Below are 20,204 nucleotides of genomic sequence, written 5' to 3' on the forward strand. Positions count from 1 at the left end.
ACCCTCATGGACATCAAAGCCTTGGACCAGGGACTGGCCGTCAGCGGCCAGATCGCTGCCACCGACCTGCAGGCCATCGCCGAGGCTGGCTACCGCTCGGTGATCTGCAATCGGCCCGATGGAGAAGCGGGCGATCAGCCCGGCTTCAGCGAAATCGAGCAGGCCGCCCAGTCACTGGGTATGGCGGCGACCTACCTGCCCGTCGAGTCCGGCAAAGTGACCGACCAGCAGGCCCAGGCCTTCGGGACGCTGATGACGCAACTGCCCGGCCCGGTGTTCGCCTACTGCCGCACCGGCACGCGCTCGGCCACGCTGTGGGCGCTGAGCCAGGCGCAGCGTCAGCCGTTGGCCTCCATCCTCGAAGCCGCGCGCGGTGCCGGCTACGACCTGTCCGGCGTGGCCCGGCGCATCGCCAACGGCGGGCGCACACCCACCGAAGTCGTGGACGCCACGCATGACATCGTGATCGTCGGCGCGGGCGCGGCGGGCATCGCGGTGGCGTCCAGCCTGCTCGCGCGCAAGCCGGACGCGGACATCGCCGTCATCGACCCGGCGGATGTGCACTACTACCAGCCGGGGTGGACGATGGTGGGCGCGGGCATCTTTCCGCCTGCGCACACGGCGCGCACGATGGCGAGCGTGCTTCCGCGCGGCGTCAAGTGGATCAAGATGGCCGTCGCCGCGTTCGAGCCCGAGCGCGACGCCCTCGTGCTCGATGGCTGCCGCGTCGTCAAGTACCAGCAGCTCGTGGTCTGCCCGGGCCTGAAACTCGACTGGAACGGCATCGAGGGCCTACCTGAAACACTGGGCCGCAACGGCGTCACCTCCAACTACCGCTACGACCTCGCGCCCTACACCTGGGAACTGGTGCAGAACCTCAAGAGCGGCCAGGCCCTGTTCACGCAGCCGCCCATGCCCATCAAATGCGCGGGTGCGCCGCAGAAGGCGATGTACCTCTCGGCCGATCACTGGAAGCGGCAGGGCGTGCTCAAGAACATCCACATCGAGTTCTGCAACGCGGGAGGCGTGCTCTTCGGCGTGCCGGACTACGTGCCCGCGCTCATGGAGTACGTGAAGGCTTATGGCATCGATCTGCAATTCAGCAACCAGCTCGTGGCCGTCGATGGCGCAGCGCATGAAGCCACCTTCATCCGCACGAACGCCGACGGCACCAAGGAGCGCGTCACCCGTCCATTTGACCTGCTGCACGCCGTGCCGCCACAGAAGGCGCCGGACTTCATCCGAGTGAGCCCGCTGGCGGACGCTGCGGGCTGGGTGGACGTGGACCCGTCGAGCCTGCGCCACAAGAAGTACGCCAACGTCTTCGCACTCGGCGACTGCACCAACACCACCAATGCCAAGACTGCTGCGGCCGCACGCAAGCAGGCGCCGGTGGTCGCGCACAACCTGCTCGCCGCCCGGAGCGGGTCCACGCGCCTGGCCAGCTATGACGGCTATGGCTCCTGCCCGCTCACTGTCGAGCGCGGCAAGATCGTGCTGGCGGAATTTGCCTACGGCGGCAAGCTGGCGCCTTCGTTTCCGAAATGGTTCATCGACGGCAAGCGGCCGTCATCGCTGGCGTGGCTGCTGAAGGAACGCATCCTGCCGCCGGTCTATTGGGACGGCATGCTCAAGGGCCGCGAATGGCTCGCGCATCCTGTCCTCTCGGACGGGTGAGCCGCCGCATGCGTCATCGCCGGGACATGGGAAACCGACGCTCATAGTGCGGGCGAAAGGAGGAGCGGCATTCGGCCCTCCGAGCCTCAACAGCGGCTATCCCTGCCAGGGGAGACTGTCCTTCGGGATGCGGGTGGTTATAACGGATACGTGCGTCCACTGTGATTTCCTGGCACTAGGCGAACAAGCGATCGTCCCGCCCCCTGCCGATGCTGACCCCAGGCGCAGCGCCGGTGTCTGCCGCGAGGCGGCCGAGACCTTCGCGTCACGACGATTCGAATATCCGGGCCGACTGTATTTGGATCTCGCCATCCAGACAGTCCACGGTCAAAGAGCGCGGGGCACCTCGAAAAACACTCTTAACTTTCGCTTAATCGAGGCTGACCATCATTCCCGTGATTCACATGCGACATTCATAAAAACAATGCTGAGGCAAGCCCTGATGGAACACTATCGCCAACACCAGTGGTTGGCATCGGAACCAATTCGGATGGTTGCGCGCCATTTCTGGAGCGCCCATGAATGAAAGCCTAGGGTTTCTCCTTGCTCTGAGCTTTATCGTCTCGCTGGCGGCTCTGGGCGCGTTGATCTGGTCCATCGTGACGCGCCAGATCCATGCGGGAAAGAAGGAGGCTTCGACCATATTTCTGGAGGGCGAGGCCGGCTCCCCGGATGATCCATCTTCATTCGATGAAGGGGCGGCCGAGCATCGATTCGACGCCTTGCGTGCCGGCGTCGACGCCCCGGGTCGGAACGTCGTACTGGTCCTGTCCATCGCTTCCTTCCTGTTCCTGATCGTTGGCTCGCTGTTCGGGATGATCGCCTCGCTGAAGTTGCACTGGCCCGACTGGCTGGCGAGTCAGGCGTTCACCACCTTCGGGCGCGCGCGCACCGTCCATCTGAATCTGGTCGCGTACGGCTGGCTGTCCACAGGGGGCATAGCGGTCGCGCTCTGGATCATCCCTCGCATGTTTCATACGCCCCTGCGAAGGCCCGCAATGGCGATGGTGGGCGCGGTGCTGTGGGCCCTCGGCGTGGCGGCCGGTGCCATTGCCATTGCCAATGGATGGAGCGACGGCCTGGAGTGGCTCGAAATCCCATGGCAGATCGACATCGTCCTGGCCCTCGGCGGCTTCTTCATCGCATGGTCCGCCATCGCGACGACCCGAAAACGCAACGTTCACCACATCTACGTCAGCGGCTGGTACTACCTCGCGGGACTGGCATGGTTCCCCATTCTGTTCTTCATCGCGAATATCCCGGGCCTGCATTCAGGCGTGCAGCAAGCCACCACCAACTGGTGGTTCGCGCATAACGTGCTTGGCCTCTGGCTGACACCGCTGGGGCTGGGTGCTGCCTATTACCTGATTCCCAAGATCATCGGCAAGCCGATCTATTCGTATAGCGTTTCGCTGCTGGGCTTCTGGGGCCTTGCCTTGTTCTACAGCCAGGTGGGTATTCATCACCTGATCGGTGGGCCCGTGCCGACGTGGGTGGTCACGCTGTCGATCGTGCACAGCGTCATGATGTTCATTCCTGTCATCGCGGTGGCGATCAATCAGCACGTGACGGTCGCGCAGAATTTCTGGGCGTTCAAGGAGTCCATGGCGCTGCGCTTCGTGTCCACGGGCGCATTGATGTACACGGCCGCATCCTTCCAGGGATCGCTGGAGGCTGTACGGGCCATCAACTCGATCACCCACTTCACGCACTACACGGTGGGGCATGCGCACCTGGGAGCTTACGCATTCGTCTCCATCGTGCTGTTCGGCGCCTTCTACTATCTCTTGCCCTACCTGACGGGCAAGAACTGGCCCTGTCCGCGACTCATCGCCATCCACTATTGGCTGACGGTCCTGGGTTTTCTGATCTATTTCCTGTCATTGACCATCGGCGGTTTCCTGCAAGGCATGTCGCTGCTCGATCCACAGACCAGTTTCGCTGACATCACCCGCAACATCGTGCCGTATCTCGAAGGTCGATCGGTGGGCGGCGGCATGATGACGCTGGGACACTTCGTCTTTGCCTTCCATGCGATGGCCCTACTCTGGTCGAAACGGCGAGGTGACGCATGAACCGGCTGATTCCATTGTTCGTCGGCGCTGTCGGAATCTTGGTGTTCGCGACCGTCATGCTCGTGGTGCTCCCCGGCCTGCAGGTCCGTACGGTCCAGGCACCTGCGCAGTTGCAGAACTACACGATCGAACAGCTAAGAGGCCGTGCGCAGTACGTGGCCAATGGCTGTGTCTACTGTCACAGCCAGCAGCCTCGTTCGAGTGGCCAGACGCTGGCGGATCAGGCCCGGGGCTGGGGAAGGCCGTCCACGCCGGGCGACTACGCCTACGACGCTCCCCAACTGCTCGGGACGATGCGCACCGGCCCCGATTTGCTGAATGTCGGGGTGCGCCTGCCGAGCCGGGACTGGCAATTGACCCACCTGTACCAGCCCAGGGCCATCTTCGACTGGAGCATCATGCCTTCGTACCCCTTCCTCTTCGAGGTCAAGGAGAAGGCCGCGCCCGGCGAGGTCGTGGTCAAGTTGCCGCAGGAGTACCGTCCCGCGGACGGGAAAGTGGTGGTGGCCCGACAGGAGGCGCTCGACCTGGTCGCGTACCTGTTGAGCCTGGACCGTTCCTACCCCGTCAGCGCCAAAGAGGCGACATTGCGTGATCGTGGCTACGATCCGAAAACTCAGAAGGGCCCGCGTCAATGAGGGGCGAGATGAAATCCGAGCTGAGCGGCAAGGGGCGTCGTGTTCAAGACGTAGACCCGACATTCGACCCCTGGGAGCAATCGCGTCCCATTCCCTTGTTTGTGCTGGCCATCTTCCTGGCGCTGGCGATCTGGGGCGCTTTGAGCTACATCGCCGACCTGGCGCCGAATCGCGGGGCGGCGATTGGCGGGACCGTTGCGCCGAAGCAGCAGGCGCCCGCAGTTCCCGATGACGCGCCGGTGCTCGTCTTTCAGGGCAACGACATCGTCTGGGCCTGCGCGTCATGTCACGGCGACCACGGTGCTGGCGCGGGGCTGACGCCCGCGCTGGCCGGCCTGTCCGAAGCCTACATCGCGAAGCAACTCCACGACTTCGCTACCGGAAGCCGCCCCAACGAGTCCATGCGGTACGTGGCCAGTGCAATGAGCGCCGAGGAGATCGGGCAAGTCTCGGCCTATTACGCTGCGCTGCCGCACGTTGCCGGGCCGCCCGTCGATCTGGGCGGAGACGCGGCGCGTGGAGAGGCACTGAGCCGAACGGGCGACTGGAAAAAGGATATCCCGGCGTGCGTGACCTGTCATGGCCAGCAGGGTGAGGGTGTCGGCGGCCATTTCCCTGCGCTGGCGGGTCAGCAGCCCGAGTACATCTTCCACCAGTTGGTCTCATGGAAAGGCGGCCATCGCCACAATTCGCCGCAATCCTTGATGGATGACATCGCGTCGCGCATGTCGGACCAAGACATGCGCGATGTGGCTCAGTATTTCGGATCTTTGCGTCCGGGCAGCAAAGGAGGCAATCATGACGAACAACGGTGATCGCCGCTCTGCGCACACGGGGACACTCCGGCGTGCCGGTTATGCTGCGGCGCTGGGTCTCCTGCTGTTTTCGGCAGGTTACGGCGTCTACGAGAGCGGCGTGATGGGGTATCTGTACAGCGCGATCAGCGGCAAAACGGTCACGATTCCTTCGGCCGCGCCCTATTCGAGAGCAGATATGGAAGCTGCTCGCAAGGCCTACGCAAAAGACGCCAAGGCGTCTCCGCCCGGTATGCCCGTCGGTGCGGACGGCTACTACCTCCCGCCTGCGGAGGATGACATTCCGAAAGGACCCTATGGCGATGCCATCCGGCGAGGAATGAAAATCTTCACCGACACTGGCGCCATGGTCAAAGACCACGTGGGCAATTCGCTGGCCTGCGCGAACTGCCACCTCGACTCGGGACGGCGAGAGAATGCCGCACCGATGTGGGCGGCCTATGCGTCCTACCCCGCTTTTCGCAGCAAGACCGGGACCATCAGCACGCTCGAAGACCGGATCATGGGCTGTTTCACCTATTCGATGAACGCCCAGGCGTCGTCCTCCGGGAAACCGCCGCCCGCTGGCAGCGATGTGTACCGCGATCTCATGACCTATATGGCCTGGATGGCCGATGGGCTGCCCGCCGGCAACAAGCCGCGCGGAGCGCTCTATCCCAAGGTGCCGAAACCAAAGGACGACTACGACGTGGGCCGAGGTCTGGCGGTCTATCAACAAAATTGCGCACTGTGCCATGGTCCTGATGGACAGGGCACGCGGGAGGAAAACGGCAAGATGAGATTTCCCCCGCTTTGGGGACCCGAGTCGTACAACTGGGGCGCCGGCATGGCCCGCATCGATACTGCAGCGGGCTTTATCTGGGCGAACATGCCGCTTGGAAAGCCATACAGTCTGACAGAACAGGAGGCCTGGGACGTGGCGGCATTCATCAACAGCCACGAACGCCCCAAGGACACACGCCAGACCGGAACCGTGGCTGAGGCGCTGGAGAAATACCACGAAGGTGAGCAAAGCTACTACGGGAAGGTCGTGGGCGGAAAACTGCTTGGGGTTGGAACGGATGCCAAGAGCGGACCGTAGTTCCGGTGGGGATTTCGACTATGAGCAGGCCCGTGTGGCGGGCCGGATGGTGTTTTTCGTAGACGGGCTTTGGTGCGTGAGCTGTGCGATGGCCTTGCAGCGCGTCCTGCAGCGTGTGCCCGGCGTGGTCTCGGCGACGGTGAATTTCACCTCCGGTTCGGCGCTGGTGACCTGGGTCCCGGAGTCGATCGACTTCCCCTTGCTGCTGCGAAAGGCCGAGGGTCTGGGCTACGCACTGTCCCCGTTGAAAGGCAGCGACGAGCTGGAAGCGGCCCTGCAGCGGCAGGCCAGGAAGATCCGCTTGCAGTTGACCGTCGCGGTCGTCTTCGGGATGTGGAGCATGCTGGGCTCATGGGTGCTTTACCTGAACGCCGACGAGGCGGCGGCGCTCGTCATCGCCTGGGCCAGCGTCGTAGCAAGCCTTCCCGTCGTCGGATATTCGGCGTGGGATTTCTACCGCGCCGCCGCCCGTTCGCTGCGCGCCGGGATCGCAGGGATGGACGTCTTTGCCTCTGTTGCTGTCCTTGGCTCCCTCTTTGTGTCGGTCGGGTCCCTGGCCATGGGGTCCGTGGCGATTTACACCGACGCCGCCACCATGTTGATCACTTTTCTGCTGATCGGAAGATTGATCGAAATCCATGCCCGGCAGGAGAGCGGACTTGCCGTACAAGCATTGCGCAGCCTTGCGCCGGAAACCGCGACGAAGCTGACTTCTGCCGGCGGCGAAAAGGCCGAGAGCACCGTCCTGCTGGCAGAGCTCGCGCCCGGTGATACCGTTTTGATACGCGCCAACGAGCGCATCGCGGTCGATGGCATCGTCGTAGCGGGACAGTCGGCCGTCGATCTCTCGCTGCTGCAAGGCGAGTCCGCGCCTCGCAGCGTTCAGCCTGGCGAACGGGTCTTCGCCGGGTCCGTGAACCTGCGCGGACCTCTGACGGTCCACGTGACCGCCGGTGCGGGGGACCGACGATTGGACGTGCTCGGCCTGCGCATGCTTGAGCTGTTTGGCGCTCGTTCGTCGTTGTCCGAGACGGCCGAGCGCTTCGTCCGGATACTGCTCCCGGTCGTGGTGACGGCATCTCTGCTCGCCTTCGTCCATTACCTGTGGAACGGCTCAAGCGCAGACCAGGCGTTGCTCGGTGCGCTGAGCCTTCTGGTCGCAGCCTGCCCTTGCGCGGTCGGTCTGGCGATGCCGCTGGCCTACGCCTTTACCTGCCGCGAGGCCGCGCGGCGCGGCGTCCTCCTGAGAGACTCCGCGAGCGTCGAAGCGCTCGCCAGGGCAAGGATCATGGCGTTCGACAAGACCGGCACATTGACGTGCGGTCAGATGCGTATCGTCAGCATCCAGACGCGGCACGGGGGGGCCGAACAGGACCTCATCGACCTTGCGGCAAGGGCCGAGGCCGGCGTCGCGCACCCCATTGCACACGCGGTGGTCCTCGCGGCCCGGCAGTCTGGAATGAGCAGCGCGTGCGAGCCCGACGGATGCCAGGTGACGGCGTGCGCGAAAGGCGTGACGATGCATGTCCCCGGCGGCGAGACCGTGTGGGTGGGTGAAAGGCATTGGCTGCTCGCCGCGGGAGTCGAGGGCATGCCGCCGGAAGATGGCCTGCCAGGGCTGGTACACGTAGCCAATGGCCGGGATTGGCTCGGCTCCTTGCGTCTGCAGGATGCCCCTCGCGACGACGCCCGTTCGTCACTGCAGCGGTTACGTGCGCAGGGATTGAAACTCTGGTTGCTGACCGGGGATTCCAGCGCAGCGTCCGAACGCCTGACGGCTGACCTGGGCATAGACTTCGACCGGGTCGAGGCCGATTGCTCTCCGGAAGAAAAAGCCGACATCGTGGCAAAGAGCCCAGCGCCTGTCGCATTCGTGGGCGACGGCGCCAACGATGGCCTGGTCCTGGCCCAGGCAGCCTGCGGAATCGCCATCCCAGGATCGAGTTCCGTGGCTGTTTCCGCAGCCGGGGTGGTGATCGCGCACGGCAGCGTGGGCGCTGTCGTCGAGACCCGTGAGTTGGCTCGCAAGTTTGATCGCATCGTCCGGCAGAATCTCGCATTTTCCGTCGTGTACAACCTCGCCGTGATTGTCGTGCTGTTCGAAGCAGGCGTGACGCCCTTTGCCGCCGCGCTCGCCATGCTGGCCAGCAGCGCGTCGGTGCTCCTGAACACCTGCAGGCTGCTGCAGGGCCGCGTCGTCTGTGACAAGTCGATGCAGGCCAAGCCGGCTGCGTCCTGAAAGGAGCACTGGAATGCTCAGGCTGTGAGCAGGCTTGCGCGGTGGCGAAATGCCGCGACCTTGGCGTTTGCCGGTAGCGCACATGCGTTGACGTTCGCCCCGGATCCGTTGCCCCAGTGGTCGCTGCCCATCGTTCAAATCCTCGCGCTGGCGGTGCTGGCACGCGCCAGCTTTGCCGCCGAGCGCGGCCGGCAGGCATTCCTTCGCGGATGGGCGTTCGGCTTCGTCAATTTTGCGGTCGGCTTGTACTGGCTGTTCATCAGCATCCATGACTACGGTGGTTTGTCCGCGCCACTGGCCGGTGCGAGCGTCGTGGCGCTGTCTGCCTTTCTCGCGCTGTTTCCCGCTCTTGCCTGCGCGATCAGCAAGTGGCTGCAGTCTCGCACTCGGCGGGGAGCAGCGCTGTCACAAGTGCTGGTCTGGTCAGCTGTCTGGGCCGCCTCGGAATGGCTGCGCGGCGTGCTGTTCTCGGGCTTTCCGTGGCTGAACATTGGCTACGCCCATGTGGACAGCCCCTTGGTCGGCTGGGCGCCGTTGCTGGGCGTGCATGGCGTCGCGCTGCTCGCGGCGTGCGCCTCGGGGACCGTGGCGTTCCTGTCGCGTCCGGCCGCGGCTTCCATGCGCTCGAACGTGTCTTTGCTGGCGACGGTGCTGATCCTGATCGCCACGGGATGGACACTTACTCGCCTCGATTGGTCGACGGCCGAAGGCGAGCCGCTGCATCTGAGGCTAGTGCAGGGAAACATCGATCAATCGCAGAAGTTCGACCCGACCCTGCTTGAAGACGGCATCGCCAGTCACTTGCGGCTGGCCGCACAGCCACCGGGCCCCGGAGAGCCGCATCCGGACCTGATCGTCTTGCCAGAGACCGTCGTGCCCGTATTCCAAGACCAGCTCGACCCGATGATTTGGAAAACCTGGCTCGACGTAGCGGCGAACCAGCGCAGCACGATCGCGATGGGCGTCCCTTTGCACAGCATGGCGGCCGACGGCAGTTCGCGCTACACCAACAGCGCCATCGGCTTCGACTCCGGCACGCCGTTGCAGCAGCTTGTCGACGCCTCCGTGCCGCTACGCTACGACAAGCACCACCTCGTGCCCTGGGGCGAATATGTACCGGCTGGGTTCGAGTGGTTCACGCGGATGCTGAAAATGCCGCTGGGTGACTTCGATCGTGGAGCCCCGGTCCAGAGACCATTCTCGGTGAATGATCAGCATTTGGCGTTCAACATTTGCTACGAGGATGTTTTCGGTTCCGAGCTGCTCCCGTCGCTCCTGCCGACCCCAGGCGCAGGACCCGGCGCGAGCGTGCTCGTGAACTTGAGCAACCTCGCTTGGTTCGGCCAGACCTGGGCGCTTCGCCAGCATCTGCAGATCGGGCGGTTGCGCAGCATCGAGACCGCTCGGCCTATGGTGACCTCCACGAATACAGGCATCACGGCCTCGATCGATCCGAAAGGACGGGTCGTTGCCGCTCTGCCGCCACATCGGCCGGGCGTGTTGTCCGCGACCGTACAAGGCATGAGCGGCCTGACGCCGTATGTTCGCTATGGCGACCAGCCGGTCCTGTTGCTGGTAGGGATAGTATTGGCTGCTCTCGTACGGCGCCCGACCCCACGGTAGTCGCAAGAGCGGCAGCCGCACGAGCACCGCCATGCGCCTGATCCCTGGCGGATGCCTACTCCGAAGTCAGGCGCTGGATCGAACGAAGGCGAACCACATCAGCACGCCTGCGTCCATTGGCTGTGACCGCGCTATCCCTGGCAGGGTCCGAACCTACGGTTTTGAATCCAAGCCACGCCCTGCAGGCCTAGCTTGACCTTTTTTGGGTGCGGGGTCGGTGGGCACGAGAAATTTCGCAACCAGGCCTCCGCCTTCCCGGGGTTCGAGATTCAGGGCCCCACCAAATCTCTCTGCAATGGCCCGAACGATCGAAATGCCCAGGCCCGCCCCGTCCTTGCTCTTTCGGCCCTGATCACCGCGCCAGAAACGTTGGCCAATTTGGCATGCCTGCTCGGCAGTCAGCCCGGGGCCACGGTCCGACACGCTAATCACACACTGCTGTGCATTCGGATCCAGGAACACGCCCACCTCGATGGCCGTATCTCGCGGCGAATAGGCGGCCTCAATTCCGAAGTGCAACACCGAGAATTGAGGCCAAGATGACCAAGAAAAATTACCAGCAGTTGAGTGAGACCGAACGCCATGCGATAGCCCTGGGGCTGCAGCAAAAGCAAAGCCTCAGCGCCATAGCCAGGGCCCTGGGGCGTGACAAGAGCACTATCAGCCGCGAGTGCAATCGCAATGCAGGCGGCAAGGGCTACGCCTCCAAGTTCGCCCAGCAGCGCAGTGACAATCGCAAACGCCAAGCCCGTCCCAGCCCCAAGCTGCACCGCCAAGGGCCCTTGTTCCCGCTGGTTTGCGACTACCTGCGCCACAAGTGGTCGCCCCAGCAAATCGCCAACGAACTCCAGCGTCTTCACCCACAGGATCGCCGCTTGCAAGCCTCACACGAAAGCATCTACACCTGCATCTACGCCCAGCCCCGGGGAGAGCTCAAGAAGGAGCTGGTGTCCTGCCTGCGCATGGCCCACGCCAAACGTTGGCCCCGCTCCAGGGGAAAGGATCGCCGCAAGGAGACGCAAGACTTGCTGAGCATCCATGTGCGAGCACCCGAGATCGAGGATCGCCAGTTGCCCGGCCACTGGGAGGGTGATCTGATCAAAGGCAAGGCTAACGCCAGTGCGATTGGCACGCTGGTCGAGCGCACCACCCGTCTGGTGGTGCTGGTCAAGCTGCCACACCCCAACCCCGCCACAGCGGCGCATGTACTGCAAGCCTTCAGCGACAAGCTCAAGACAATAGCCCAGCCGATGCGCCAGACCCTGACCTACGACCGGGGCAGCGAGATGGCCGAGCACCGCCAGCTCAGCGAGAACACAGGCATGAAGGTGTACTTCTGCGACCCCTACAGTCCCTGGCAAAGGGGGAGCAACGAGAACACCAATGGGCTCTTGCGCCAGTACTTCCCCAAGGGGACTGATCTGAGTGGCTACAGCCAGGAGCAGTTGGACGCTGTGGCCGATGAGCTCAATGGACGGCCCAGGATGACTCTGGGGTGGCGCAAGCCCATCGAGGTCTATGCCGAGCATTTGGCGCGGCTGGCCCAGCAGCCGGATTTAGTGCATTGAGTTTTTGTTGCACTTGGACTTGAAACCGCCATAGCGCATCGCGTTGTCAACCAGATTGCGAACCGCCGTTTCCAGCATCGACTTGGGCACCGGGGTTCCGATGTCCTCGCCGCTGACGTTCAACGACAAGCGCTCTTTTTCTGCGGCCTTCCACTGTTCCAGCACGCCGCCGACGGAAGCGACCACCGAAGTGCAACCATCCGCCTTGTCGGCAGACGTCTCGGCGCGGGCCAGTATCATCATCTGGTCCAAGGTGCGCCTCAGCCGCTTCACGCCTTCCTCTGCACTGGAAAGAGAGGACGCCACCTCGTCGCCTTCACTGATCCGGGCCACCTGCAGGTGCGTATCGATCACGGTCAACGGCGTGCGCAGCTCGTGCGCCGCGGCGTCGGTGAATGCCCGTTGGCTGGCGAGTGTCCGTGCCAGGCGCTTGAGAAGCCCATTCATTGCGTCCAGAACCGGGCGCAGTTCCGAGGGTGAATGGTTGACGGCGATCGGGGACGTGTCGTCCGCGTGTTTGTCGCGCAATTGCTGCGACAGAGCCTCCAGGGGGGCGAGCCCCCGTCCGATGCCGATCCAAAGGGCAGCCAGGCCGCCCAGGAAGGCAATCAAGAAGGGCACGCCAGCCACGCTTAGCAATTCGTTGATCAGCATATCCCGCTGATCCACGCGATCCGCCGTCGTGATCTGGTAGCCATTGGCACGAAGAACGTAGACCCTCCACTGATGTCCCAAAACGTCCCGCGTGCTGAAGCCGGCCGGCAGTGACTCGAACTCCGAGTGAGGTCCGGTGGTCGTTCGTGCCAGGATCTCTCCCTGCAAAGACCGGATTTCGCATGCGATGCCCTCCTTGCCGCTGACGCGCACCGCCTCGGTGAAGTCGTTGGACGCTGCATTCGGAGCCAGCGCGGCGCGTTCAAGAAGCCCCGACACCATGCGTGCCGACATGGCAAGACGACCGTCGAGGGTCCGGTCGAGATTGGAATGAACGCCGCGCATCATCCAGCCGGCGGCAGCGCCCCACAGAACCAACAGCGAAATGCCGGCGATCAGAACGGCGCGCAGCCGCAGGCTCATGATGCAAGCCTCCAGCCCAGCCGATAGCCGAGCCCACGGACCGTCTCGATGGCTTCGGCGCCGAGCTTGCGGCGGATGTTGTGGATATGCACATTCAGCGCGTTGCTGCCGATCTCTTCCCCGAGGCCGTACAAGCGCTCGTTGAGCATGTCGGGCGGGACCCACCGGCCATCGGCGTTGGCGAGATGGGCCAGCAGATCGACCTCGCGGCGCGACAAGGAGACGGGCTCGCCCTGGAACCAGGCCAGCCCGCTCTCCGGCTCCAGCCGCAGGGGACCGGCCGAGATGACCTGGGCCGCACGGCCTTGCGTGCGTCTGACCAGCGCATGCAACCGGGCTGCGAGTTCACGCAGGTCGAACGGTTTGATCATGTAGTCGTCGGCACCTTCATGCAGCCCTTTGAGCCTGTGTTCGATGGCGTCCCGCGCCGTGAGGATCAGGACGGGCAATTGAGGTTCGACGGCCCGCATGCTGGCCAGCAACTCCATGCCGTCCCGGTCAGGCAGCCCGAGATCGAGCACCAGGGCATGGAAGGTGTCTTCCGCATGCGTGGCTTCGGCTTCTTCTGCGGTGCCGACGTGATGCACCGCGATGCCGTGCTTGTGCAGACCGGCCACGATCCCCCGTCCGATCAGTTTGTCGTCTTCCACCAACAGTATTCGCATGGCGCCTACCAACCTGAATTTGCTTGTTTGACACGCTCATGTTAGGCCAGAAATGACAGCAAGGTAGGACGCAAGTTCCCGCTAATTCTCAGTTAATCGGGAGAAGACATGATTTTGAAGATTGCCCCTTGAGGGCGCACCTTCCAGGGATGCCCATGTGCATGAACTATGACCCGGCCCATGCTTGAAGCTCTCGATCTCGCGGGCGTTCGCGGGGAGCGCCGCCTGTTTGACCATTTGACTTTCCGGATCGTGCCGGGCGAGTGCCTGTCGGTGCACGGCGAGAACGGCAGCGGGAAGACCACGCTATTGCGAACGCTTGCAGGGTTCGCTACGCCTGCTGCTGGCAGAGTCTTGTGGAAAGGAAAGCCGCTGCGCAACCAGTGGAGTGAATACCAACGCGAACTGGTTTACAACGGCCATGGCATTGGACTCAAAGAAGACCTGAATGCCTTGGACAACCTGCTTGCCGCGGCCGCCATCGCTGGTGAGCCGGTCACCACGGAATGCGTGGAATCAGCGTTGGACGAAGTTGGCTTGGCCGAGCACAGGCACTTGCCGTTCCGGATGTTGTCACAAGGCCAAAAGCGTCGTGCAAGCCTGGCTCGATTGCTCCTCTACAGGAGGAAGTTGTGGATTCTCGATGAGCCCTCCACAGCGCTGGACCAATTCGGTGCGCGATGGCTTGGTGAACTGATCCATCGGCACCAGTCACGCGGCGGCATGGTCGTTCTGACGAGTCACCAGGAGCTGGCCTTGAAAACTTCTCAGACCGTCCGGATGGGGGCATGAGCCGGCCCCTCGTTGCCAATCCGGTATTTGTCGTGATGCGCCGGGACTTGAAGCTCGCCTTGCTCCGAAGGTCAGACGCGCTGATACCTCTTTGCTTCTTTGTCGTGGTCGTCAGTCTGTTTCCATTGGGTATCGGCCCCGAGCGCGAAATGCTCCGACGGATCGCTCCGGGCGTCCTGTGGGTATCGGCGTTGCTGGCCAGCATGCTTTCGCTCAATCGCCTGTTCGAGCAGGATCACGCCGATGGCACGCTGGAGCAGATGATGCTGTCGCCAGCGCCGTTGGCCATGTTGGTCGTCGGCAAGATCGCGGCGCATTGGCTGTTGTCCGGTTTGCCCTTGGCCTTGCTTGCGCCCGCGCTGGCATTGCAGTTCGACCTGCCTGCCTTGTCCCTCTGGATTTTGACCGCATCGCTCGTTATCGGTACGCCGGTGCTCAGCCTCATCGGCGCCGTCGGCGCGGGGCTGACGCTGGGCGTACGCGCAGGGGGTGTCCTCGTTGCTGTGCTGGTGCTGCCGCTCTACATCCCGGTGCTGATCTTCGGTGCCGGCGCGGTCGATGCGTCGATCATCGGTCAGGGAGCGTCGGCCAACCTCTCTTTGCTCGCCGCCGTGTTCGTCTTGGCGGCGTTCTTCACGCCATTCGCAGCGAGTGCATCGCTGCGCATCGCACTGGAGTACTGAGGAGCGAAGCGTATGGTCAACTGGTTCAAGTTTTCATCTCCCAAGGCGTTCTACCCACTCGCGGGGAAGCTCGTCCCTTGGCTCGGCGTGACCGCCGCGGCGCTGTCGCTCGCGGGCGTCTATGTGGGGTTCTTCTTGGCACCCACCGACGCCCAGCAGGGAGAGGGGTATCGCATCATCTTCCTGCACGTGCCGGTTTCATGGATGTCCATGGTCATCTATCTGGCGATGGCGTTCTGGGCCGGCATTGGCCTGGTGTTCAACAGCCGCCTGTCGGCAATGATGGCCTCGGCGCTGGCCCCCACGGGTGCACTGTTCACCTTCCTTTCTCTGTGGACCGGCGCCTTGTGGGGAAAGCCGATGTGGGGAACCTGGTGGGTCTGGGATGCGCGGCTGACCTCTGAACTAGTCCTGCTGTTTCTGTACATCGGTTTCATCGCACTCCAGTCGGCGATCGAAGATCGTCGCCGTGCCGACCGGGCAGGCGCCGTGCTGGCACTGGTCGGCGTGGTGAACATCCCTGTGATCTATTTCTCCGTGCAGTGGTGGAACACCTTGCACCAGGGCGCCTCGGTATCGCTGACTCGTTCGCCCTCCATGGCGACGGTCATGTTGTTGGGCATGCTGATCATGGTTCTTGCGGCCTGGGCTTACACGGCTGCGGCGGCGCTGGCGCGTGTGCGCTGCATCATCCTGGAACGCGAACATCACGCCGGCTGGCTGCAGGACATCGAGGAGGTGAAGCGATGAACTGGGCCAGTGTGGGTGAGTTCCTGGCGATGGGCGGATATGGCGTGTACGTTTGGGGATCCGTCCTGACGACGGTGGTGTTGCTCTGGACTGAATGCCGAATGCTCCGGCGCCGGCGCCGAGCAGCGCTATGGCGCATCCAGTCGGAATTGCTGGGCAAGGAGGCGCGGCGTGAAGCCACGAAATAGACGCATCGCACTCATCGTCGCCGGGCTATCCGCCCTCGGCATCGCCACCGCGCTGGTGCTCAATGCCTTTCAGAGCAACCTTGTGTTCTTCTTCACGCCCTCGCAGGTCAGTGCCGGGGAGGCACCACTGGAGCGCACCTTTCGAGTCGGCGGCATGGTGGAACGAGGTAGTCTGAAGCGCCAGCGTGGTGAGCTTGCCGTGCAGTTCGTCATCACCGATACGGTCAAAGCAATCCCGGTCACGTATTCGGGCATCTTGCCTGACCTGTTCAGTGAAGGAAAAGGGGTGGTTGTTCAAGGACGGCTGGACAGTGCCGGCCTCTTTCGCGCCGAGGAGGTGCTGGCCAAGCACGACGAGAACTACATGCCGCCCGAGGCCCAGCATGCGCTGGACGAAGTCCAGAAGAAGCCGGCTTCAAGGAAGCCTTGACCCATGATTCCAGAAATCGGCCACCTCGCCCTCATCGCTGCCTTGTTCGTGGCACTCGCTCAAGGTGTTCTTGCCCTGGCCGGCGCGGCGCGAGCCAACCTCACCTGGATCGCGTTCGCCCGCCCCGCTGCACGCGCTCAATTCCTGTTGGTGATGGTCGGTTTTGCCGCGCTCACCTGGGCCTTTGTCGCGAAGGACTACTCGGTCGCCTACGTCGCTCAAAACTCCAATTCTCAGCTCCCGCTGGGCTACAGAATGGCCGCGGTCTGGGGCGGACATGAGGGTTCGCTCCTGCTCTGGCTGCTGATGCAGACCGGCTGGGCCTATGCGGTCAGCCGGTTGTCGAAACAGCTTCCGGATGCCATGGTGGCGCGCGTTCTGGGCGTGCTCGGCCTGGTGACGGCCGGCTTCCTGCTGTTCGTCCTGTTGACCTCCAATCCCTTCGAGCGACTTTTCCCGGTACCGCAAGATGGATGGGATCTGAATCCGCTCCTGCAGGATATCGGCTTGATCTTTCATCCACCGCTGCTTTACATGGGGTACGTCGGATTTTCGGTGGCCTTCGCATTCGCGATTGCTGCATTGCTTGCCGGACAACTGGACTCGACGTGGGCACGCTGGTCTCGTCCCTGGGCCACCGCAGCCTGGGCAAATCTGACGGTCGGAATCGCCTTGGGGAGTTGGTGGGCCTACTACGAGTTGGGCTGGGGGGGCTGGTGGTTTTGGGACCCGGTCGAGAACTCGTCGTTCATCCCCTGGCTGGTGGGCACCGCCTTGATCCACTCTTTGGCGGTGACGGAAAAGCGGGCCAGTTTCAAGAACTGGACGGTGCTGCTCTCGATCGGCGCATTTTCTTGCTCGCTTTTGGGTGCCTTTCTGGTGCGCTCGGGCGTACTGACTTCTGTGCATGCATTTGCCACCGATCCGCGACGCGGGTTATTCATTCTGATTCTGCTGACGGTCATTGTGGGCACGTCGCTCGCTTTGTTCGCATGGCGAGCCCCTAAGGTCGGCATGGGAGGACGGTTCGACATGGTCTCCAGGGAGTCCTTGCTGCTGGTCAACAATGTGCTGTTGGTCGTCACTGCCGGCGCTGTCGCGCTCGGTACGCTGTACCCACTGCTCGTCGATGCGCTGGGCCTGGGCAAGCTCTCCGTGGGGCCGCCATACTTCAATGCGGTGTTCGTGCCATTGATGATCCCCGCGTTGCTTCTGATTGCGGTAGGACCCGCCGCCAATTGGAAGGCCGCCCAGTTCGGTGCCATCTTCAGGCAGTTGCGCGTGCCGATGATTGCTGCACCCCTGGTGGGCCTGACCGCCCCGTTCGTGCTGGGGCACTGGTCAGCTTCTGCGGCGTTGGGCTTGATGCTCGCCACGTGGATTGCGGTGTCGGTGGTGACGGGCATCTTCGGCCGAATGCGCGCCACCCGCGGCGGGTTGCGTGCCCAGCCACGCAGTTGGCTTGGGATGCATATGGCGCATCTGGGCATCGCGGTATTCGTGACTGGCGTGACCATCGTCAGTGGGTATGAGACCGAGCGAGACGTTCGATTGGCCCAGGGCGAGTCCGTCAGCATCGGCGGCTACGACCTCACTTTGATCGGCGTCAGAAGCACGCGGGGGCCCAACTACGTGGCGCAGATAGGCGATATCGAACTGTCGCGCGACGGCAAGGTCTTGCGTCGGCTGCATCCGGAAAAGCGCAATTACCCGGCCTCGCAGATGCCGATGACCGAGGTGGCGATCGATGCAAACGGACTGCGCCACGTCTACGCGGCGCTCGGCGAACCGCTCGGCGACGGTGTTTGGAGCGTTCGTGTCTACCACAAGCCATTCGTTGACTGGATCTGGATCGGCTGCATCCTGATGGCGCTTGGCGGTGGCTTGGCCATCAGCGATCGTCGATACCGTCTGAAGCCTCGCCGTCAACACGTCGCTCCGCCATTGCCCGAGGCCGCATCATGAACCGTTTCCTATGGCCGCTGCTCGGATTCCTTGTCTTGGTGTCGTTCCTCGCAGTGGGCCTGACGCTCAAGCCCAGCGAGGTGCCATCGCCCTTGATCAACAAGCCCGCGCCGCGCTTCAGCCTTCCGCAACTGCAAGCTCCGGACCTGACCTTCTCATCCGAGAGCATGATCGGGAAAGTTTGGGTACTGAACGTGTGGGCTTCCTGGTGCGCGCCCTGTCTTGAGGAGCATCCTGTCATCACCGAATTGGCCAGCAGGCATGCTGTTTCGGTGGTCGGCATGAACTACAAGGACACGCCCCAGAACGCCATCGCCTGGCTACGGCGCAATGGCAATGCCTTTGAAACGACGGTCTCCGATGCGCATGGGGCGGTCGGCATCGACTTCGGGGTGTACGGCGTGCCGGAAACCTATGTGATCGATAAGGCAGGCATCATTCGCTACAAGCACACCGGGGCGATTGACGCGGGGGAAATGCGCGGCGAGCTGCTGCCGCTGGTGCGGGAGCTTGAGAAATGATTCTCTGGCGGGTGGCATTGTTTTTCTTTCTGTTCACGGCTCCGGTCTGGGCCAGCGACCAAGCGGCCGAGGACCGAATGCTGGGCATTGCATCCGAGTTACGTTGCCTGGTTTGCCAGAATGAATCGATTGCAGCTTCGCAGGCCGATCTTGCCGCTGACTTGCGCCAACAGATCCGCGAGCAGATCCGTGCCGGCAAGAGCGATGACGACATCCGGACTTATATGGTCGAGCGATACGGCGATTTCGTGCTCTATCGCCCGCCCTTGAAGCCGACAACGATGTTGCTTTGGTTTGGCCCGTTCGTGGTGCTTGCCTTGGGCATTGTGGTCTTGGTCATGAATCTGCGCAGCCGAAACCGCAAGCCGAAGCATGCTGCACTCAATGAAGAGGAGCGCAGACACGCGGACGCGCTGCTGGCTCCGCCACACAATGTACTGGACGAAACATGAGCATCGTTTTCCTGACTCTGGCGTCGGTGCTCGTGGGAGGCGTCTCGATATGGCTTTCTTTCGTTCTCTGGCGAGGGGGACATGGTGCGAGCGACCAAGTTGCCCCTGAAAGCGTGAACGTCGCGGTACTGCGCGATCAATGGGCGGAGTTGGAGAGAGACCACATCAATGGCACGTTGTCGGCCAATGAATTGGCCGATGCAAGATCTGATCTTCAGCGGCGAGCGCTGAATGAAACTGCTGCTCCTCCGTTGAAATTGGGGCCGCCTGCTGGAAGCAAGCGGGCAGCGATCACTGTCGCCATTCTGCTGCCGATCGCGACAGCGCTCACCTATTCGTACCTGGGAAATCCGGCCGCCACGGACCCGTCACAGGTTCGCAGCGCGAGCATGACGACGCAAACCGATGTGCAAGCAATGGTGGCCTCTCTTCAGGCACGGCTGGCCCAGCACCCCGATGATCCTGGAGGCTGGCTCATGCTGGCGCGTTCCTACCGTTACTTCGGCGATCATGAGCAAGCCGTCAATGCCTTCACCCACGCCAATGAGCTGGTCCAGAACGATCCACAGGCGTTGGCGGAGTACGCGGAGTCGCTGTCCAGAATCCGTGGCTCCGGTTTTGAGGGAGAGCCCACTCGTCTGCTTGAGCGCGCCTTGTCGCTCGATCCCAATGCAGCCCTGCCTCTGACTCTGGCCGGCGCTGCTGCGGTGCAGCGCCGGGACTATCAAACGGCCATCGCGCACTGGGAGAAGCTGCTCGGGATGATGCCCCCCGATTCCGAGGCGGCGAAAGTCGTCGCGGCCGGGATTGAACGGGCCCGGACGGAGCAGGCGGAACTCGCCCATGGTCGATCACCAGAGCCAAGCGCAAAGCCTTGATGGCATCCCCGTCCCCCACGGGCCATTGGGGGGACCTTTAGTTTCGCTTAATCGGGTCATCGCATGATCCAGGCAGCTTTGCTTGGA

The 20,204-nt window shown here is 63.0% G+C and carries 20 protein-coding genes; 17 read left to right on the forward strand and 3 right to left on the reverse strand.

The window, feature by feature from the left end; all coding sequences use genetic code 11:
* The first annotated feature begins 6 nt into the window (after positions 1–6).
* The 7 genes from RMET_RS11910 (at position 7) to lnt (ending at position 10,148) form a co-directional block, all read left to right on the forward strand.
* Entirely contained in the window at positions 7–1,677 is a 1,671-nt protein-coding gene (locus RMET_RS11910) for a bifunctional protein tyrosine phosphatase family protein/NAD(P)/FAD-dependent oxidoreductase (RefSeq protein WP_004350643.1), read from the forward strand.
* 518 nt (positions 1,678–2,195) lie between these two features.
* Positions 2,196–3,752, forward strand: a complete 1,557-nt coding sequence (locus RMET_RS11915; protein WP_003149798.1) for a cbb3-type cytochrome c oxidase subunit I — start codon at positions 2,196–2,198, stop codon at positions 3,750–3,752.
* Complete coding sequence (locus RMET_RS11920; protein WP_003149800.1) at positions 3,749–4,390, forward strand: cbb3-type cytochrome c oxidase subunit II; 642 nt, start codon at positions 3,749–3,751, stop codon at positions 4,388–4,390. The genes RMET_RS11915 and RMET_RS11920 overlap by 4 nt, the downstream gene beginning before the upstream one ends.
* 8 nt (positions 4,391–4,398) lie before the next feature.
* Positions 4,399–5,205 (forward strand): c-type cytochrome, encoded by an 807-nt coding sequence (locus tag RMET_RS11925; RefSeq protein ID WP_023120493.1) that lies wholly within the window; start codon positions 4,399–4,401, stop codon positions 5,203–5,205.
* Positions 5,189–6,286, forward strand: coding sequence for a c-type cytochrome (locus RMET_RS11930; protein ID WP_004350647.1), 1,098 nt, complete (start codon positions 5,189–5,191; stop codon positions 6,284–6,286). Before RMET_RS11925 ends, RMET_RS11930 begins: the two co-directional genes overlap by 17 nt.
* A gap of 46 nt (positions 6,287–6,332) precedes the next feature.
* On the forward strand, positions 6,333–8,525 hold the full coding sequence (locus RMET_RS11935; protein ID WP_223813029.1) for a heavy metal translocating P-type ATPase: 2,193 nt from the start codon (positions 6,333–6,335) through the stop codon (positions 8,523–8,525).
* Between the two features lie 24 nt (positions 8,526–8,549).
* Positions 8,550–10,148, forward strand: a complete 1,599-nt coding sequence (gene lnt / locus RMET_RS11940; protein WP_003149811.1) for an apolipoprotein N-acyltransferase — start codon at positions 8,550–8,552, stop codon at positions 10,146–10,148.
* Positions 10,149–10,301: 153 nt separating this feature from the next.
* Here the strand turns inward: lnt and RMET_RS32255 are convergent, their stop codons facing one another.
* The gene (locus RMET_RS32255) at positions 10,302–10,670 is read right to left on the reverse strand and encodes a sensor histidine kinase (protein WP_082219899.1); all 369 of its coding nucleotides are present in this window, start codon (positions 10,668–10,670) and stop codon (positions 10,302–10,304) included.
* Positions 10,671–10,687: 17 nt separating this feature from the next.
* Between RMET_RS32255 and RMET_RS11945 the strand changes: the two genes are divergently transcribed.
* A complete protein-coding gene (locus tag RMET_RS11945) occupies positions 10,688–11,716 on the forward strand; it encodes an IS30-like element IS1088 family transposase (RefSeq protein WP_011516271.1) in 1,029 nt (342 codons plus the stop codon).
* On the opposite strand, the gene RMET_RS11950 is transcribed toward RMET_RS11945, so the two are convergent.
* Positions 11,705–12,793 (reverse strand): histidine kinase dimerization/phospho-acceptor domain-containing protein, encoded by a 1,089-nt coding sequence (locus RMET_RS11950; RefSeq protein ID WP_231138470.1) that lies wholly within the window; start codon positions 12,791–12,793, stop codon positions 11,705–11,707. The genes RMET_RS11945 and RMET_RS11950 overlap by 12 nt on opposite strands.
* Positions 12,790–13,458, reverse strand: a complete 669-nt coding sequence (locus tag RMET_RS11955; protein WP_003149815.1) for a response regulator — start codon at positions 13,456–13,458, stop codon at positions 12,790–12,792. Before RMET_RS11955 ends, RMET_RS11950 begins: the two co-directional genes overlap by 4 nt.
* A gap of 180 nt (positions 13,459–13,638) precedes the next feature.
* On the opposite strand from RMET_RS11955, the gene ccmA reads away from it, so the two are divergent.
* Genes ccmA through ccmI form a run of 9 tightly spaced genes read left to right on the forward strand, consistent with a single transcriptional unit; the run spans position 13,639 to position 20,117 of the window.
* Positions 13,639–14,250 (forward strand): cytochrome c biogenesis heme-transporting ATPase CcmA, encoded by a 612-nt coding sequence (gene ccmA / locus RMET_RS11960; protein ID WP_004350655.1) that lies wholly within the window; start codon positions 13,639–13,641, stop codon positions 14,248–14,250.
* A complete protein-coding gene (gene ccmB, locus RMET_RS11965) occupies positions 14,247–14,933 on the forward strand; it encodes a heme exporter protein CcmB (RefSeq protein WP_003149819.1) in 687 nt (228 codons plus the stop codon). The genes ccmA and ccmB overlap by 4 nt, the downstream gene beginning before the upstream one ends.
* A 12-nt stretch (positions 14,934–14,945) precedes the next feature.
* On the forward strand, positions 14,946–15,683 hold the full coding sequence (gene ccmC, locus RMET_RS11970) for a heme ABC transporter permease CcmC (protein WP_003149822.1): 738 nt from the start codon (positions 14,946–14,948) through the stop codon (positions 15,681–15,683).
* Positions 15,680–15,871, forward strand: coding sequence for a heme exporter protein CcmD (ccmD, locus tag RMET_RS11975; RefSeq protein ID WP_003149824.1), 192 nt, complete (start codon positions 15,680–15,682; stop codon positions 15,869–15,871). Before ccmC ends, ccmD begins: the two co-directional genes overlap by 4 nt.
* On the forward strand, positions 15,855–16,301 hold the full coding sequence (ccmE, locus tag RMET_RS11980) for a cytochrome c maturation protein CcmE (protein WP_003149827.1): 447 nt from the start codon (positions 15,855–15,857) through the stop codon (positions 16,299–16,301). The genes ccmD and ccmE overlap by 17 nt, the downstream gene beginning before the upstream one ends.
* Positions 16,302–16,304: 3 nt before the next feature.
* Complete coding sequence (locus RMET_RS11985; protein ID WP_003149828.1) at positions 16,305–18,266, forward strand: heme lyase CcmF/NrfE family subunit; 1,962 nt, start codon at positions 16,305–16,307, stop codon at positions 18,264–18,266.
* A complete protein-coding gene (locus tag RMET_RS11990) occupies positions 18,263–18,787 on the forward strand; it encodes a DsbE family thiol:disulfide interchange protein (RefSeq protein WP_003149830.1) in 525 nt (174 codons plus the stop codon). Before RMET_RS11985 ends, RMET_RS11990 begins: the two co-directional genes overlap by 4 nt.
* Complete coding sequence (locus RMET_RS11995; RefSeq protein ID WP_003149833.1) at positions 18,784–19,239, forward strand: cytochrome c-type biogenesis protein; 456 nt, start codon at positions 18,784–18,786, stop codon at positions 19,237–19,239. The genes RMET_RS11990 and RMET_RS11995 overlap by 4 nt, the downstream gene beginning before the upstream one ends.
* Positions 19,236–20,117 carry a c-type cytochrome biogenesis protein CcmI gene (ccmI, locus tag RMET_RS12000; RefSeq protein ID WP_003149835.1) on the forward strand — a complete coding sequence of 294 codons (882 nt, stop codon included), beginning with the start codon at positions 19,236–19,238 and terminating at the stop codon, positions 20,115–20,117. Before RMET_RS11995 ends, ccmI begins: the two co-directional genes overlap by 4 nt.
* Positions 20,118–20,204: the final 87 nt, after the last annotated feature.

This window comes from Cupriavidus metallidurans CH34 (genome assembly GCF_000196015.1).
GTDB classification, from domain to species: Bacteria; Pseudomonadota; Gammaproteobacteria; order Burkholderiales; family Burkholderiaceae; genus Cupriavidus; species Cupriavidus metallidurans.

Coding starts and splice junctions, on each gene's coding strand:
- ccmB (WP_003149819.1), top strand. CDS start 14,247: ATGAGCCGGCCCCTCGTTGCCAATCCGGTATTTGTCGTGATGCGCCGG.
- RMET_RS11920 (WP_003149800.1), top strand. CDS start 3,749: ATGAACCGGCTGATTCCATTGTTCGTCGGCGCTGTCGGAATCTTGGTG.
- RMET_RS11945 (WP_011516271.1), top strand. CDS start 10,688: ATGACCAAGAAAAATTACCAGCAGTTGAGTGAGACCGAACGCCATGCG.
- ccmA (WP_004350655.1), top strand. CDS start 13,639: ATGCTTGAAGCTCTCGATCTCGCGGGCGTTCGCGGGGAGCGCCGCCTG.
- RMET_RS11910 (WP_004350643.1), top strand. CDS start 7: ATGGACATCAAAGCCTTGGACCAGGGACTGGCCGTCAGCGGCCAGATC.
- RMET_RS11985 (WP_003149828.1), top strand. CDS start 16,305: ATGATTCCAGAAATCGGCCACCTCGCCCTCATCGCTGCCTTGTTCGTG.
- RMET_RS11995 (WP_003149833.1), top strand. CDS start 18,784: ATGATTCTCTGGCGGGTGGCATTGTTTTTCTTTCTGTTCACGGCTCCG.
- RMET_RS11915 (WP_003149798.1), top strand. CDS start 2,196: ATGAATGAAAGCCTAGGGTTTCTCCTTGCTCTGAGCTTTATCGTCTCG.
- ccmI (WP_003149835.1), top strand. CDS start 19,236: ATGAGCATCGTTTTCCTGACTCTGGCGTCGGTGCTCGTGGGAGGCGTC.
- RMET_RS11955 (WP_003149815.1), bottom strand. CDS start 13,458: ATGCGAATACTGTTGGTGGAAGACGACAAACTGATCGGACGGGGGATC.
- ccmD (WP_003149824.1), top strand. CDS start 15,680: ATGAACTGGGCCAGTGTGGGTGAGTTCCTGGCGATGGGCGGATATGGC.
- RMET_RS11950 (WP_231138470.1), bottom strand. CDS start 12,793: ATGAGCCTGCGGCTGCGCGCCGTTCTGATCGCCGGCATTTCGCTGTTG.
- RMET_RS11990 (WP_003149830.1), top strand. CDS start 18,263: ATGAACCGTTTCCTATGGCCGCTGCTCGGATTCCTTGTCTTGGTGTCG.
- RMET_RS11925 (WP_023120493.1), top strand. CDS start 4,399: ATGAAATCCGAGCTGAGCGGCAAGGGGCGTCGTGTTCAAGACGTAGAC.
- ccmC (WP_003149822.1), top strand. CDS start 14,946: ATGGTCAACTGGTTCAAGTTTTCATCTCCCAAGGCGTTCTACCCACTC.
- RMET_RS11935 (WP_223813029.1), top strand. CDS start 6,333: ATGGTGTTTTTCGTAGACGGGCTTTGGTGCGTGAGCTGTGCGATGGCC.
- RMET_RS11930 (WP_004350647.1), top strand. CDS start 5,189: ATGACGAACAACGGTGATCGCCGCTCTGCGCACACGGGGACACTCCGG.